Source organism: Streptacidiphilus cavernicola, assembly GCF_042510955.1.
Taxonomy (GTDB): Bacteria; Actinomycetota; Actinomycetes; order Streptomycetales; family Streptomycetaceae; genus Streptacidiphilus; species Streptacidiphilus cavernicola.
Map to the genome: position 1 here is coordinate 380,132 of NZ_JBHFAB010000003.1, position 13,904 is coordinate 394,035.

At 74.1% G+C, this 13,904-nt stretch carries 12 protein-coding genes; 9 read left to right on the forward strand and 3 right to left on the reverse strand.

The window, feature by feature from the left end; genetic code table 11:
• Positions 1-34 precede the first annotated feature (34 nt).
• From ACEZDE_RS06150 to ACEZDE_RS06175, 6 genes are read left to right on the forward strand one after another with little or no spacing between them, the layout of a single operon-like run.
• Positions 35-1,846, forward strand: a complete 1,812-nt coding sequence (locus tag ACEZDE_RS06150) for an ABC transporter substrate-binding protein (RefSeq protein ID WP_380533282.1) — start codon at positions 35-37, stop codon at positions 1,844-1,846.
• A gap of 46 nt (positions 1,847-1,892) precedes the next feature.
• Positions 1,893-2,885, forward strand: coding sequence for an ABC transporter permease (locus ACEZDE_RS06155; protein WP_380533283.1), 993 nt, complete (start codon positions 1,893-1,895; stop codon positions 2,883-2,885).
• A 3-nt stretch (positions 2,886-2,888) separates the two neighbouring features.
• Positions 2,889-3,794 (forward strand): ABC transporter permease, encoded by a 906-nt coding sequence (locus ACEZDE_RS06160; RefSeq protein ID WP_380533285.1) that lies wholly within the window; start codon positions 2,889-2,891, stop codon positions 3,792-3,794.
• Positions 3,791-4,789, forward strand: a complete 999-nt coding sequence (locus ACEZDE_RS06165) for an ABC transporter ATP-binding protein (protein WP_380533287.1) — start codon at positions 3,791-3,793, stop codon at positions 4,787-4,789. Before ACEZDE_RS06160 ends, ACEZDE_RS06165 begins: the two co-directional genes overlap by 4 nt.
• Positions 4,786-5,805, forward strand: a complete 1,020-nt coding sequence (locus ACEZDE_RS06170) for an ABC transporter ATP-binding protein (RefSeq protein ID WP_380533288.1) — start codon at positions 4,786-4,788, stop codon at positions 5,803-5,805. Before ACEZDE_RS06165 ends, ACEZDE_RS06170 begins: the two co-directional genes overlap by 4 nt.
• A complete protein-coding gene (locus ACEZDE_RS06175; protein WP_380533290.1) occupies positions 5,802-6,779 on the forward strand; it encodes an N-acetylglucosamine kinase in 978 nt (325 codons plus the stop codon). Before ACEZDE_RS06170 ends, ACEZDE_RS06175 begins: the two co-directional genes overlap by 4 nt.
• A gap of 71 nt (positions 6,780-6,850) precedes the next feature.
• Here ACEZDE_RS06175 and ACEZDE_RS06180 read toward each other — a convergent pair whose 3' ends face one another.
• Together ACEZDE_RS06180 and ACEZDE_RS06185 are read right to left on the reverse strand one after the other, a co-directional pair.
• Positions 6,851-7,447, reverse strand: a complete 597-nt coding sequence (locus tag ACEZDE_RS06180) for a helix-turn-helix domain-containing protein (RefSeq protein WP_380533292.1) — start codon at positions 7,445-7,447, stop codon at positions 6,851-6,853.
• An 85-nt stretch (positions 7,448-7,532) separates the two neighbouring features.
• A complete protein-coding gene (locus ACEZDE_RS06185; protein ID WP_380533294.1) occupies positions 7,533-8,390 on the reverse strand; it encodes a M55 family metallopeptidase in 858 nt (285 codons plus the stop codon).
• 201 nt (positions 8,391-8,591) lie between these two features.
• Between ACEZDE_RS06185 and ACEZDE_RS06190 the strand changes: the two genes are divergently transcribed.
• Positions 8,592-10,661 carry an alpha/beta hydrolase family protein gene (locus ACEZDE_RS06190; protein WP_380533296.1) on the forward strand — a complete coding sequence of 690 codons (2,070 nt, stop codon included), beginning with the start codon at positions 8,592-8,594 and terminating at the stop codon, positions 10,659-10,661.
• Here ACEZDE_RS06190 and manA read toward each other — a convergent pair.
• Complete coding sequence (gene manA / locus ACEZDE_RS06195; protein WP_380533297.1) at positions 10,648-11,895, reverse strand: mannose-6-phosphate isomerase, class I; 1,248 nt, start codon at positions 11,893-11,895, stop codon at positions 10,648-10,650. The genes ACEZDE_RS06190 and manA overlap by 14 nt on opposite strands.
• A gap of 122 nt (positions 11,896-12,017) precedes the next feature.
• On the opposite strand from manA, the gene ACEZDE_RS06200 reads away from it, so the two are divergent.
• The gene (locus ACEZDE_RS06200; RefSeq protein ID WP_380533299.1) at positions 12,018-13,016 is read left to right on the forward strand and encodes an ROK family protein; all 999 of its coding nucleotides are present in this window, start codon (positions 12,018-12,020) and stop codon (positions 13,014-13,016) included.
• A gap of 202 nt (positions 13,017-13,218) precedes the next feature.
• On the forward strand, positions 13,219-13,854 hold the full coding sequence (locus ACEZDE_RS33745; protein WP_449341701.1) for an SCO2400 family protein: 636 nt from the start codon (positions 13,219-13,221) through the stop codon (positions 13,852-13,854).
• Positions 13,855-13,904: the final 50 nt, after the last annotated feature.

Genomic DNA, 13,904 nt, shown 5'->3' on the forward strand with positions numbered 1-13,904 from the left:
CTGCCCGGCTGATCCGATCGGAGACTTCAGGACCATGAACCGGCTCACCCAGCTGTCCGCGTCTATCGTCACCCTGGCGCTGCTCGGCGCCCTATCGGCGTGTTCCTCCGGCAGTTCGAGCGGGTCCGGCGGCGGTGCGGTGTTCACCACCATCGACGCCAACAACCCGATCACCGCCGGGGCGCCGATGAACCCGTTCAACGCTTCCACCAACACCTTCATCGGCTACGACACCATGCAGCTGGGCTTCAGCAAGAACAACGCGCTGGACGCGAACGACTTCTACCCCGGCCTGGCCAAGAGCTGGACGGTCAGCCCGACCGCGCTGACGATCCATCTGCAGCCGAACGCCAAGTGGTCCGACGGCACCCCGGTCACCCCGCAGGACATCAAGACCTCGATGGCCATCGCGCTCACCCAGGGCAGCGCCGTGGTCGGCGCCGCCGCGCTGAACCAGGGCCTGGACGTCGCCGCCGTGAAGACGATCGACCCGCACACGGTCGAGATCGACCAGGTGGCCGGGGCGGACAACCTCAGCTTCGTCCGGCTGGTGCTGGGCGAGACCATCGTCTCCGACAAGGTCTACGGCTCGCTGCTGCCCGCCGACGTCTGGCAGACCATCGCCGCCAGCCAGGGCACCGACGCCAAGAGCGCCCAGGCCGCGGTCGACAAGCTCAACACGCTCGGCAAGACCGTCTCCGCGTTCGCGCCCAAGCAGGACGTCTCGGCCGGACCGTTCACGGTGACCCGGGTCAACCCCGGCTCCGCGGTGCTGACCCGCAACAAGTACTTCTACGACGTCGCCAAGATCTCGCCCAAGGAGGTGGTGCTGCGGCACTTCTCCGGCAACGAGCAGATCTGGGGCTACATGACCGGCGGCGAGCTGGACTCCGCCCCCTACACCTCGATACCCAGCAACGTGCTCACCCGGATCAAGGGCGCGGGGTACAAGGAGGTGGACTCGACCAGCTACGTGGACGCCTCGATCGCCTTCAACGAGAGCATCGCCCCGTACAACAGCACCGCGGTCCGGCAGGCGCTGGCCTATGTGATCGACCGCCAGGCGGTGACCAAGGTCGGCGAACCGGTCGGCGGAACCGCTTCCAAGGCCACCACCGGCCTGGTCCAGGCCGCCGCCGACCAGTGGCTCACCGCGGACCAGAGCGCCGCGCTCAACCCCTACAACCCGGACCAGGCCAAGGCCACCGCGCTGCTGCAGGGGGCCGGCCTCACCAAGTCCGGCGGCACCTGGCGGCTGCCGAACGGCAAGCCGTGGACCATCACGCTGCAGACCGTCAACGGCTTCAGCGACTGGATCGCCGCCTCCACCGTGATCGCCAACGAGCTGACCAGTTTCGGCATCCCGACCAAGCCGGCCGTCACCGCTGACTTCGCCACTTACCAGACCGAGATGGCCGCCGGGAAGTACCCGGTCGGCTGGTGGCTCACCGCCCTCGGACCGCAGCCCAGCTCGGCCTACCAGCGCCTGTACGGGACCGGCGACGGCTACACCGCGATCGGCGCCACCACCACCCACGCCAGCGGCAGCGGCTCGGGGAACTGGTTGAACACCCCGACCAGCTACACCGTCAACGGCGCGAGCCTGGACCCGGGCTCGCTCACCGCCCAGCTCAGCACGCTGGAGCCGGCCGCGCAGAAGCCGGTGGTGCAGCAGCTCGCGATGGCCACCAACCAGGAGCTGCCGATGATCGAGATCTGGGACTACACCAACGTCCAGTTCACCACCGACAAGCGGTTCACCGACTTCCCGACGCAGGGTCAGGACGGGCTGCTCACCAACCCGCCCGGGGTGTGGATGATGCAGGGGTACGTCAAGTCCAAGTAGCGGTCCGGCAGCAGCAGACCAGCGGAACGAAAGGAGGTGGGAGCGCGTGAAGGGGTTCGGTCGAAGGCTGGCCGGGAAACTGGCCGCCGGGCTGGTCATGGTCTGGCTGGTCGCGACGTTCACGTTTTTCCTGGTGCACTCCCTCCCCGGCAACCCGGGCGATGTGAAGTACCAGCAGTACATCATGCAGGGCATGGCCCCCGACGTGGCCAGGAGCAAGGTCGCCGGCATCTACGGCTTCACCTCGCACGAGCCGCTGCTGCAGCAGTACGGCGGCTACCTCAAACTGCTGCTGCACGGCAACCTCGGAGTCTCCATCTCCTACTCCGGGGTGCCGGTCACCCATGTGATCTGGTCCGCGCTGCCCTGGACCGTGTTCCCGGTGCTGACCGCCCTGGTGATCAGCTTCCTGATCGGGATCACGGCCGGGGTGGTCGCCGCGGTGCGCCGCTCCTCGCGCTGGGGCGGGCTGCTGACGCTGTCCGGCTCGCTGGTCGCCGGGGTGCCCTCGTTCGTGCTGGCGCTGCTGCTGGTCTTCCTGTTCCACACGCTCTGGGGCGTCCTGCCGTACGGGGACACCAGCGACGTCACGCTCACCCCCGGATTCAACGGCCCCTACATCGCCTCGCTGGCCACCCACGCGGTGCTGCCGGTGGCGACCTACGTCCTGCTCAGCTACGGCGGCTGGATGCTGGCGATGAAGTCCAGCGTGGTGTCGGTGCTGGGCGACGACTTCATCCTGGCCGCCGAACTGCGCGGGATCACCCCGGTGACCCGGATGCGCTACATCGCCCGCAACGCGATCCTGCCGCTGTTCACCGTGCTGGCGCTGTCGCTGGGCTTCATGTTCGCCGGGTCCATCCTGGTCGAGGACATCTTCGACTACCCCGGGCTCGGCAACCTGCTGCTGCAGAGCATCGGCAACCGCGACTACCCGCTGATGAGCGGGGCGTTCCTGCTGATCACGGTAGCGATCGTGGTGGCGAACATCTTCGCCGAACTGATGTACTCGGTGATCGACCCCCGTGTGAGGCGCTGACAGATGACCGCATCCACCCTGGCCGCGGCGCCGGCCGCGCCACGGCCGAGCCGCACCTTCCTGGCCTCCGCCCGGCGCGTGGTGCTGCGCCGGCCCGGCCGCGTGATCGGCCTGGCCATCCTGCTGTTCTTCGCGCTGATGGGGATCGTCGGCCCGTACCTCTACCCGGGCCAACTCGCGGTCGACCCCAACGCCATCTACGCCGCGCCCAGTTCCGCGCACTGGCTGGGCACCGACTTCGCCGGCTCCGACGTGCTCCAGGAGGTGGTCGTCGGCGCCCGCTACGTGCTGCTCACCGCGGCCTTCGCGGCGCTGATCACCGTGGTCATCGGCACCGGCGCCGGGCTGATCGCCGGCTACCACCGCGGCCTGACCGACTCCGCGCTGATGCGGGCCACCGACTTCGTGCTGACCATCCCCGGCTTCCCGCTGCTGATCGTGCTGTCGACCATCTGGAGCTTCGGCAACCCGCTGGAGATGGGCCTGGTGCTGGGGATCACCGGCTGGGGCGGGGTGTCCAGGGCGGTGCGCTCGCAGACCCTGTCGCTGCGCGAACGCGGCTTCCTGGAGGCCGCCCGCGGACTCGGCCTCTCCAACCGCCACATCATCGTCAAGGAGCTGCTGCCCAACATCGCGCCGTTCGTGGCGATGAACCTGCTGCTCTCGGTGATCGGCTTCATCGGGGCCGAGGTCGGCCTGTTCTTCCTCGGGGTGGTGCCCTTCTCCAGCAGCAACTGGGGGGTGATGCTGAACGAGGCGGTCTTCTCCGGCGGCGCCATCAACAGCCCGGACGCGCTCTGCTACCTGCTCGCGCCGCTGGTGTGCATCCTGCTGCTGACCCTCGGCATCGTGCTCTTCCTCGACGCCGTCGACGAACTCTTCAACCCCCGGCTCCGGGAGCGGTCATGACGGACACCCTGACCACGGCGGCCGAGGTCAGCGTCAGCGGCCTGACCGTCCTCTACAGCACCGACCAGGGCGAGCTGCCCGCGGTCTCCCGGGCCTCGGTCGACCTGCCGACCGGGAAGATAACCGGCCTGGTCGGCGAGTCCGGGTCGGGCAAGTCCACACTGGCGCTGTCGATGATGAACGCGGTCCCCGCACCCGGCCGGATCAGCGAGGGCAGCATCGAGGTCAACGGCGTCGGCGATGTCACCAAGCTGGAGGGCAAGGCGCTGCGCCGGGTCCGCGGCGGCGCCCTCGGCTACGTCTTCCAGGCCTCGCAGAACTCGCTCAACCCGCTGAAGACGATCGGCAAGCAGCTGCTCGACCTGGGCCGCGCCCATGACGTCAAGGACCTGCGGGAGCTGGTGCACCGGGCCAAGGAGCTGGCCGACCGGATGGGCCTGGACGGCGACCGGGTGCTCGACTCCTACCAGCACGAGCTGTCCGGCGGGATGCGGCAGCGGGTCGGCATCGTGCTGGCCCTGGTCCTCAACGCCAAGGTGCTGGTGCTGGACGAGCCCACCACCGCGCTCGACATGCTGTCCCAGTCGGCGGTGCTGGACATCGTCCGCACCGTGCACCGGGAACGGGGGCTGACCACGCTGGTGGTCACCCACGACATGGGCGTGGTCTCCGAACTCGCGGACCGGCTGGTGGTGATGTACGGCGGCCGGATCGTCGAGGACGGCCCCACCACCGAGCTGCTGCAGCACCCCGCGCACCCCTACACCCGGGCGCTGATCACTGCGACCGCCCGGATCACCGGCGACACCGCCACCGCCCGCGCCCTGCCCGGACGGCCGCCGGACCTGACCACCGTGCCCAGGACCGGCTGCGTCTTCCGCGAGCGCTGCGCGCTGGCGATGGACGTCTGCGCGGAGACCGAGCCGGAGCTGCTCGCCTGGGCGCCCGACCGGCGCCGGGCATGCCACGCCGAACCGACGGGAGCCGAGGCGTGATCGAGGCCAGGAACATCACCCGCACCTACCGCAGCCGCGGCTCGTTCGGCGGCGACCGCACCGTGCGGGCGCTGCGCGGGGTGGACTTCACCCTGCCCAAGGGCGGGGCGGTCTCCTTCATCGGGGAGTCCGGCTGCGGCAAGACCACCCTCGGCAAGATCCTCACCGGCCTGGAGACCTTCGACGGCGGCGAGCTGGTGATCGACGGCGTCGAGCTGTCCGGGCTCTCGCAGCGGCGCCGGGCGCCGTACTTCCGACGGATCCAGATGATCCATCAGGACCCGTACTCGGCGCTCAACCCGACCAGGACCGTGGCACAGACCCTCGGCGACCCGCTGCGGATGCGGGCCGGCGAGACCGGCCGCGACGGCGGCTCCGCGGCGGTGCGGGCGCGGGCGGCGGAGCTGCTGCAACTGGTCGGCCTGGACCCGGGCGGCGTGCTGCCGAAGTACCCGCACCAGCTCTCCGGCGGCCAGCGCCAGCGGGTGGTGATCGCCCGCGCGCTGACGGTGGACCCGGAGGTGCTGATCGCCGACGAGGCGGTGTCGATGATCGACGTCTCGATGCGGCTCGGCATCCTCTCCCTGCTCCGCGACCTGCGTGCCGACCTCGGCATCTCGCTGCTGTTCATCACCCACGACGTGGCCACCGCCCGGTATGTCGGCGAGGGCGGCGAACTGCACGTCATCTACCGTGGCGAGGTGGTCGAACGGGGCGCCACCGACAGCGTCGTCCAGGCACCGGTGCACCCCTACACCCAGTGCCTGCTCTCGGCGATCCCGGTGCTGCGCGGGCTGGAACTGCCGGGACCCGAGCGGCTGGTGCCGCTGGCCGCGCTGGACGAGCGGACCGAGCCCCCCGGCTGCCTGTTCGCCCCGCGCTGCCCCTTCGCCGACGACGCCTGCACGGCGGCCCGGCCGACCCTGGGCCGGACCTCCGGCGTCGAGCAGGAGCACGCCTGCGTGCACCCGACCCCGCGCCGAGTGGTCGCGGTCGAGCTGTCGGAGCGGGTGTGACCGGAGCAGCCGCCGGCCCGGCGCTGGTGCTGGGCCTGGACGCCGGGGGCACCGGCAGCAGGGCGCTGGCCGCCACGGCGCAGGGAGAGGTGCTCGGCCGGGGGAGCGGCGCGGGCGCCAACCAGCACTCCGCGCCGGACCCGGCCGCCGCGCTCACCGAGGCGCTGTGCGGAGCCCTGGCGGGCCTGGACCCCGGCCGGGTCACCGCCGGGGTGCTCGGCCTGGCCGGAGCCGGCCCGGCCGGGCGGGCCGAGGCCGAGCGACTGGCCGGGACGGCCTGGGCGCGGGCCGGTCTGACCGGCCGTCCGGCCGTGGTCACCGACCTCGCCGTCGCCTTCGCCGCGGCGACCGTCCGCCCGGACGGAGCGCTGCTGCTGGCCGGGACCGGCGCGGTCTCCGCGCTGTTCCGGGAGCGCGTCGCGGTCCGCCGCTGCGACGGCTACGGCTGGCTGCTCGGTGACGAGGGCTCGGGCGTCTGGCTCGGCCGCGAGGCGGTCAGGGCGGCCCTGTCCGCCCTGGACGGCCGCGCGGAGCCGACCGCGCTGGTACCGGCGGTGGCCAGGGCGCTGCTGGGCGACGACGGCGCCGGGGCGGCGTCGGACGACCTGCCGCAGGCGCTGCTCGGCGCGGTCTACGCCGCGGCCCCGGCCCGGCTCGCCGGGCTGGCCCCGGTGCTGGACGCCGCCGCGCGGGCGGGCGACGCGGTCGCGCTGCGGATCGTGGCCGAGGCCGCGGAGCGGCTGCTCCGCTCCGCGCTGGCGCTCGGGCCGGTGGACCCCGACGCGCCGTTCGTGCTGGCCGGGTCGCTGCTCACCCGCCCCACCCTGCTCGCCGCCCGGGTCAGGTCCGGCCTCGCCGCCGAGGGCCTGGCCGCCCCGCTGGCCGCCGAGGACGGCGCGGCCGGCGCCGCCGCGCTGGCGCTGCGCGGCCTGGGCGCGGACGATGCGGTGCACGTCCGACTGCTGCTGGGCTGACGGACGGTCAGCCGGAGGTCGCCGGGCCCCGGCTGACCGTCCGCCAGGTCAGGTCGATTGCGGGCCCGCTGTCACAGCGTCAGCAGAAAGCGGGTGGCCGGGGTCTGGGCGGTGAGCCGGTGCGGGGTGTCGCTGGCGAAGTGCAGCGACTCCCCGGTCTGGAGCAGGCAGGGACGGCCGCCGAGCTCCACCCGCAGCGCGCCGCTGACGACGTAGCAGAACTCCTCGCCGGGGTGCGAGACCATCCGCTCGTGGTGCGTCGGGGTGCCGTCGCACATCACCACCTCGTACCGCCGGGCCTCCGGCCCGGTCAGCGGGTACGAGCGGCCCGAGCCGACCGGCAGCGGCCGGGCCGGGCGGGCCGGACGGCGGGTGGTGGCGGGCGGCGCGGGCAGCGGCCCGGCCGGGGCGTCGCCGTCGGGGGCTCCCAGCAGGGAGGCGGGGCTGCTGCCGAGGGCGGCGGCGATCCGGGTCAGGGTGTCCAGGGTGGGGTTGGTCCGCCCCGACTCCAGCTGGCTGAGGAAGCTCTTGGACAGCCGGGTGCGCCGCCCCACCGACTCCAGGGTGAGGCCGAGGCCGCGCCTGCGGCGGCGCACGGCGAGGCCCAGCAGCTCGGTGGCGCTCGGCCCGGCCGGTCGAACCGCCGACGCCGTCTCCGTCTCCCGCACAAGGACCTCCCGGTCGTCCCCGTCGTGGTGTTCAGTTAAATTCCTACACCACCGAGCAGCCCATGCGGAAGATTCCCACAACGGATCAGCCGTAGCAGTTCTCCACGGCGGAGGTCGCCACCCGGGTCACCGCGCGGAAGCAGCGGATCGCCTCGTACATGGTCGGCAGGGTGTAACGCACCGTCAGCGGGTCGATCTGGTCCACGCCCGGGATGTAGCTCGCGGCCGGGGCCAGGTGCGCGGCGTCGAAGGACACCTGGTAGGTGTAGCCGCCGGGCGGCGGGGCGGTCGGACCCGCCGTGGCCCCGACGGCCGCGCGCCCGGCCAGCGCGGTCAGCCCGTCCCGGGCCGCCGCGGTGATCAGCCCGGCGCTGCGGGACGGCGGCAGGCAGACCGCCGAGTAGCGGTCGACGCAGGTCTTCACCGCGGCGGTGGCCGCGTGCGGGGCCCAGTCGGCCGCGTCCTGGCAGCACAGGTCGTCGCCGGTGACCAGCACCACCGGGACCCCGTACTCGTCCGCGAGCAGTGCGTTCATCCGGCCCTCGGAGGCCGGGCGGCCGTCGATCCTGACCTCGGTGACGGTGTTGGGCAGATAGGTGTGCGCGAGTACCCCCGGCTGCCCGGCGCCGGTGTGGTAGCCGATGAAGGCCACCGCGTCCGGCGAGCGGTCGATCCCCTCCATCATGCCGAGCGGCTTGTGCGTGCCGATCAGCAGCGAGGCCCGGTCGTCCAGCTGGTCCAGCAGCAGGTTCCGCTGGTCCGCGTGGGCCTCGTTGACCAGGATCTCGGTGGCCCCGGCCGCGGCGAAGCCGGCCACGGCCGCGTTGACGTCACCGGTCAGCAGCCGCCGGTTGTACTCCCAGCGGGCGTGCCCGGGAGCGCAGTCGTCGGGGCAGGTGACGCCGGTGGCGCCCTCCATGTCGGCGGAGATCAGGACCTTCACGGGTTCCTCCTCGGGGCGGCGGACGGATGCTCCGCACCCTAGACGCCGCCGCGGCGCTCCGCGGCGGCGGCCACAGGAGGTGCACTGGCAGTGAACCCGCCGCCACGAGGTTGCCGCAGCCGGGGACCGCGGACTAGCGTCGGCGGCAGGTGTGCGTGGCGGTACCGGCGGACACGGGCGAAGACGGACGAAGGAGCAGGTGTGGCGCAGGTCCGGTCCTACGGCGAGTGGCCCTCCCCGATCACCGCCGAGGCGGCGGCCGCGCAGTCCGGCGGCCGGAACTGGCCCGCCGTGGTCGGCCCGGAGACCTGGTGGTGCGGGGCCGACCCGGCGTCAGCGACCGTGCGGCTGCTGCGCTCGGTGGACGGCGCGGCCGAGCCAGTCCCGGTCCTGGGCGCCGGCTGGTCGGTGCGCAACCTGGTGCAGGGCTACGGCGGACGCCCGTACCTGGTCGTGCCCGGTCGGCAGCGGCACACCCTGGTCTTCACCGAGCACCGGGACCAGCGGCTCTACCGCGCCTCGGTGCTCCCCCTCGGCGCGACGGAGGCGGCTGACGCCGGGGACGGCGCGTCCGCGCGGCCCGAACCGGCCCCGCTCACCCCGGTCGCCGACGGCACCTGGTACGCCGACCCGGTGCTCGGCCCGGACGGCACCGAGGTCTGGTGCGTCCGCGAGACCACCCGCTCGGCCACCGGGCCCGACGACGCCGACCCGGCCGGCCGGACCAGCCGGGACCTGGTCGCCGTGCCGCTGGACGGCTCGGCCGCCGAGGACGGCTCGCGGCTGCGGACCGTGGCCCGGTCGCACCACTTCCTCTCCGGGGTCCGGCCGAGCCCGGACGGGCGCAGGCTCGCCTGGATCGGCTGGGACCACCCGCGGATGCCCTGGGAGACCACCGACCTGATGGTCGCCGACCTGGTCGACGGCGTCGCGGTGGACCCGCGCCGGGTACTCGGCGGCGGCGACGTCTCGGTGCCGCAGGCCGAGTGGGCCGACGACGGCGCCCTCTACGCCATGGCCGACCCGGACGGCTGGTGGAACCTGCACCGGATCACCTTCGGCAGCGGCGCTGACGCTGACGGCGGCACCGGCGGCGGCGCGGACAAGCCGGAGTGCGTGCTGCCGATGCCGCGCGAGTGCGCCGGACCGCTGTGGCAGGTCGGCGGGCGCTGGTTCGCGCCGACCCGGCACGGGGTCGTGCTGCGGCACGGCGTCGGCGAGCAGCGGTTGGAACTGTGGGACGGGTCGCAGCTGCGCGGACTGGCCGAGGGCTGGACCGAGTTCGGCGACGTCTCGGCGGAGGGGGACCACGTGGTGCTGATCGCCGGGTCGCCCACCCGAGGCCGCACCGTGCTGCGGATCCCGCTCACCGGCCCCGACCCAGACGCCGACGCCGACTCGGACACCACCCCCGGCGCCCCGGTGGAGTGCGATCCCGCGCCCGCCGACCCCTTCGCGGCCTGGCGGTCCACCCCGGAGCGGCGGATCGCCCCCGGCCCGCACGGCCGCGAGGTGCACTACGTCTACTACCCGCCGGCCCACCTCGACTGCGCCGCCCCCGAGGGCGAGCGCCCGCCGCTGCTGGTGCACGTCCACGGCGGCCCGACCAGCGCCACCAGCGCGACCCCGAACCTGGAGTTCTCGCTGTTCTGCAGCCGCGGCTTCGCCGTCGCCAGCGTCGACTACGGCGGCTCCACCGGGTACGGGCGCGAGTACCGCGAACGGCTGCACCACACCTGGGGCGTGGTGGACGTCGAGGACAGCGTGGCGGTGGCCGCCGACCTGGCCGCCCTCGGCCTGGCCGACCCGGCGCGCACCGCGATCCGCGGCGGCTCGGCCGGAGGCTGGACCACCCTCGCCGCGCTGACCTCCGTCGACGCCTTCTGCGCCGGTGCGGTCTACTACCCGATCAGCTCCCCCGAGGAGTGGACCTACGACCAGACCCACGACTTCGAGTCGCGCTACCTGGACAGCCTGATCGGCGAACTGCCGCGCGACCTGGAGCGCTACCGCAGCGTCTCCCCGCTCGGCCACGCCGACCGGATCAGCAGTCCGATGGTGGTGCTGCAGGGCGCGGACGACTTCATCTGCCGCCCCGACCAGGCCGAGCGGATCGTCGCGGTGGTGGCCGAGCGCGGGCTGTGGCACCGCTACCTGCTGTTCGCGGGCGAGGGCCACGGGTTCCGGATGAGCGAGAGCGTCTCCCGCTCGCTGCGGGCCGAGGCGGAGCTCTACTCCCACACCATGGGGATCACGGTCACCCTGGACTGACCGGCCGGACGCCGACCCGGAACAGCACCGCGCCGTCCGACACCACCCGGCTGCGGGCCGCCGCCGCGGGCAGGTAGGCGGACTGACCCCGGGTCAGCCGCAGCCGTCCGCCGTCGGCAGCCAGCAGGTCCGCCTCGCCCGAGACGCAGAGCAGGATCTGCGGGCCCCGGTCGCCCACCCCCTGCGAGGTGACGCCGTCCGGGTCGGCGTCGGTGAGGGTGTGCCGGGTGAGCGTGAACTCGTCCACCGGGGCCGGGTAGGCCTCCTCGCCGACCGCGCCGGGGACCGGCCGGGGGTCGATCAGATCCGGCGCGGTGGACCGGAAGCCGACCACCCGCAGCAGCTCCGGCACATCGACGTGCTTGGGGGTCAGGCCGCAGCGCAGCACGTTGTCCGAGTTGGCCATCACCTCCACGCCGAGCCCGCCGAGGTAGGCGTGCGGGACGCCCGCGCCCAGGTACAGCGCCTGCCCCGGCCGCAGCCGGACGTGGTTGAGCAGCAGTGCGGCGATGATCCCGGGGTCGCCGGGGTAGTCGCTCGCCACTGCCGCACAGGCGGCCAGCGCCGCGTGGTGCGGGCTGCCCGCCGCCGCGGCGGCGGACGCGGCCCCGGGCAGCGCGGCGGCGACGGCGCGGGTGGTCCCGCCGCCGTGCCCGTCCGCCAGCGCCTCGGCCAGCACGGTCCGCAGCGCCTCCGGCTCGGGCGCGGTGCGCAGCGTCCTCACCCAGCGGTCGAGCGCGGGCACGCCCAGCGCGTCCAGCAGCTCCGCGGTCTCGGTGCAGGGGCGGAACCCGCACAGGGCGTCGAAGTCGTCGAGCGCGCAGACCATCTCCGGCTTGTGGTTGCGGTCCCGGTAGTTGCGGTCGGGCGCGTCCAGCGGGACGCCGCGGGCCTCCTCCTCGGCGAAGCCGGCTTCGGCCTGCTCGGTGCTGGGGTGCACCTGCACCGACAGCGCCCGGCCCACGGCCAGCACCTTGGCCAGGAACGGCAGCTGCGGACCGAACCGGGCCAGCACGGACGGGCCCAGCTCGGGCAGCGGGTCGGCGGCGATCAGCCGGTCCAGCGGCTGCGGCCCGGCGCCCCGGTCGACCAGCGAGGGCGATCCCGGGTGGGCGCCCATCCACAGCTCGGCCTGCGGTTCGCCGGTCGGCTCCGCGCCGAGGAATCCGGCCAGGGCCCGGGTGGACCCCCAGGCGTAGCGGCGGACCGGGTTGACCAGTATCTCGGGCGGCATGGCAGTACCTCGGGAGTCGGTGGATCGGCGCGGCGTGGGATAACGTTGTCAGCCCTAAACTAGACAACGTTGTCAGTGAACGGCAAACTCGATCCCATCATCTGAGCCCCGGAGGCACCCCTGTGCATGCGTCGTCGGCCCTGACAACCCCGAACCGGGCGGCCTCCGCCGAGCGGCTGTACGCGGCGGTGGACGTCGGCGGCACGAAGATCGCCGGGGGCCTGGTCGACCGGGACGGCGCGCTGGTGTTCCAGGTCACCAGGGCCACCCCGCCGAACGGGACGGCGGAGGCCGTGCTCGGCGCGGCGCACCAGGTGGTCGACCTGCTCGCGGCCGACCCGCGCTGGGGCCGGGTGGCCGCGCTGGGCGTGGGCAGCGCGGGCCCGGTGGACACCGCCCGGGGGACGGTCAGCCCGGTGAACATCCCCGGCTGGCGCGACTTCCCGCTGGTCCGCTCGCTGGCCGGGCACCCGGCGGTGGGCGCGCTGCCGGTGGTGCTGGGCGGCGACGCGGTGGCGATGACCGCGGCCGAGCACTGGCGCGGGGCGGCCCGCGGCCACGCCAACGCCCTGTGCCTGGTGGTCTCCACCGGCGTCGGCGGGGGCCTGGTGCTGGGCGGCGCGCTGCACCCCGGGCCGACCGGCAACGCCGGGCACCTGGGCCACATCAGCGTCGACCTGGACGGGGAGCCGTGCCCGTGCGGCTCGCGCGGCTGCGTCGAGCTCATCGCCAGCGGCACGGCCATCGCCCGGCACGCCCTGCGCAACGGCTGGCGGCCCGCCGGGGCGGATCGCTCGGCCGGTGCGGTGGCCGCCTCCGCCCGGGACGGCGACCCGGTCGCGCTGGCCGCCTTCGACCGGGCCGCGCAGGCGCTGGCTGCCGGGATCGCCGCCACCGCGACCCTGGTCGAGATCGACCTCGCGGTCATCGGCGGCGGCGTGGCGCAGGCCGGGGAGACGCTGTTCGCGCCGCTGCGCCGGCACCTGGCCGGGTACGCCACCCTCTCCTTCGTCTCCGGCCTCCGGGTCGTCCCGGCGGCCCTGGGCACGGACGCCGGCCTGGTCGGCGCCGCGGCCCTGGCCGTCGCCCGGTTCGGCCCCGAGGCCAAGCTCCGCTCCTGAGCCGCCCGCGGCACCGGCTGACGCCGGATCAGGCGCGACCCCGTACCCGTCCTGGGCGGACGCCATGCCGCGGCCGGTGCGATGCCACGGTTTCTCCTCACAAGTCACACATTGATCATCTGTTCGATCGCGATTCGTCTGATCTAGGCTGCGAGGGACGCCTCTGGCGGCAGCATTCCCAGCAATCTGCACGGAAGTCCGGATGAACTACTGCACGACCTGTCGGCGCCATCTCAATGGCGCCTTGTCATGTCCTGGATGCGGGCGGCCCGCCGAGCTGGCCGCCGCCGGTGCGACGGGACCGCAGCAGCCGACGGCCGCCGAGGGTCCCGGCCCGGACCCGGACCCCGGCAGTGCGCTCCCGCCGACCGCCTCGCCCCGCCCGTCCGGCCGCGGCCGGCGGCGCCGACGGCGCGGCGGATCCCGGCGCACCTGGACGCTGGCACTGGCCGCGGCCGGGGTGGTCGCGGTCGGCTGCGTCGGCGCGGTCGCCTTCACCTCCTCCGGGGCCCCGGCGGCGGGCCCCCGGGCCGGGCAGACCGGCGGCCCGGCCGGGGCGAGCGGTTCCGCCACCGCGTCACCGGGCGTCAGCGGCGTGGCGATCTCGACCGAGGCGGTGGCCGACGGCGCCCCCTCCGCCACGCACGCGCCCTCGGCGACCCCCGCCACCGCGTCCTCCTCGGCCACCCCGACCGCTGCCCGCAGCGCCTCGGCCCCGGCGTCCGTCCGGCCGACGGCCACCCGTCCGCCGTCCGCGTCGCCCTCGCCGACCCGCTCGCCGAGGCCTACCCCCTCCGCCTCGCCGAGCTGCACGCCGGTGCTGTGGTGGTGCGGCTGAGCGCAGGCAGGACGCCGCCCGCCGCCGAGGACCTCGATGTCCTCGGCGGC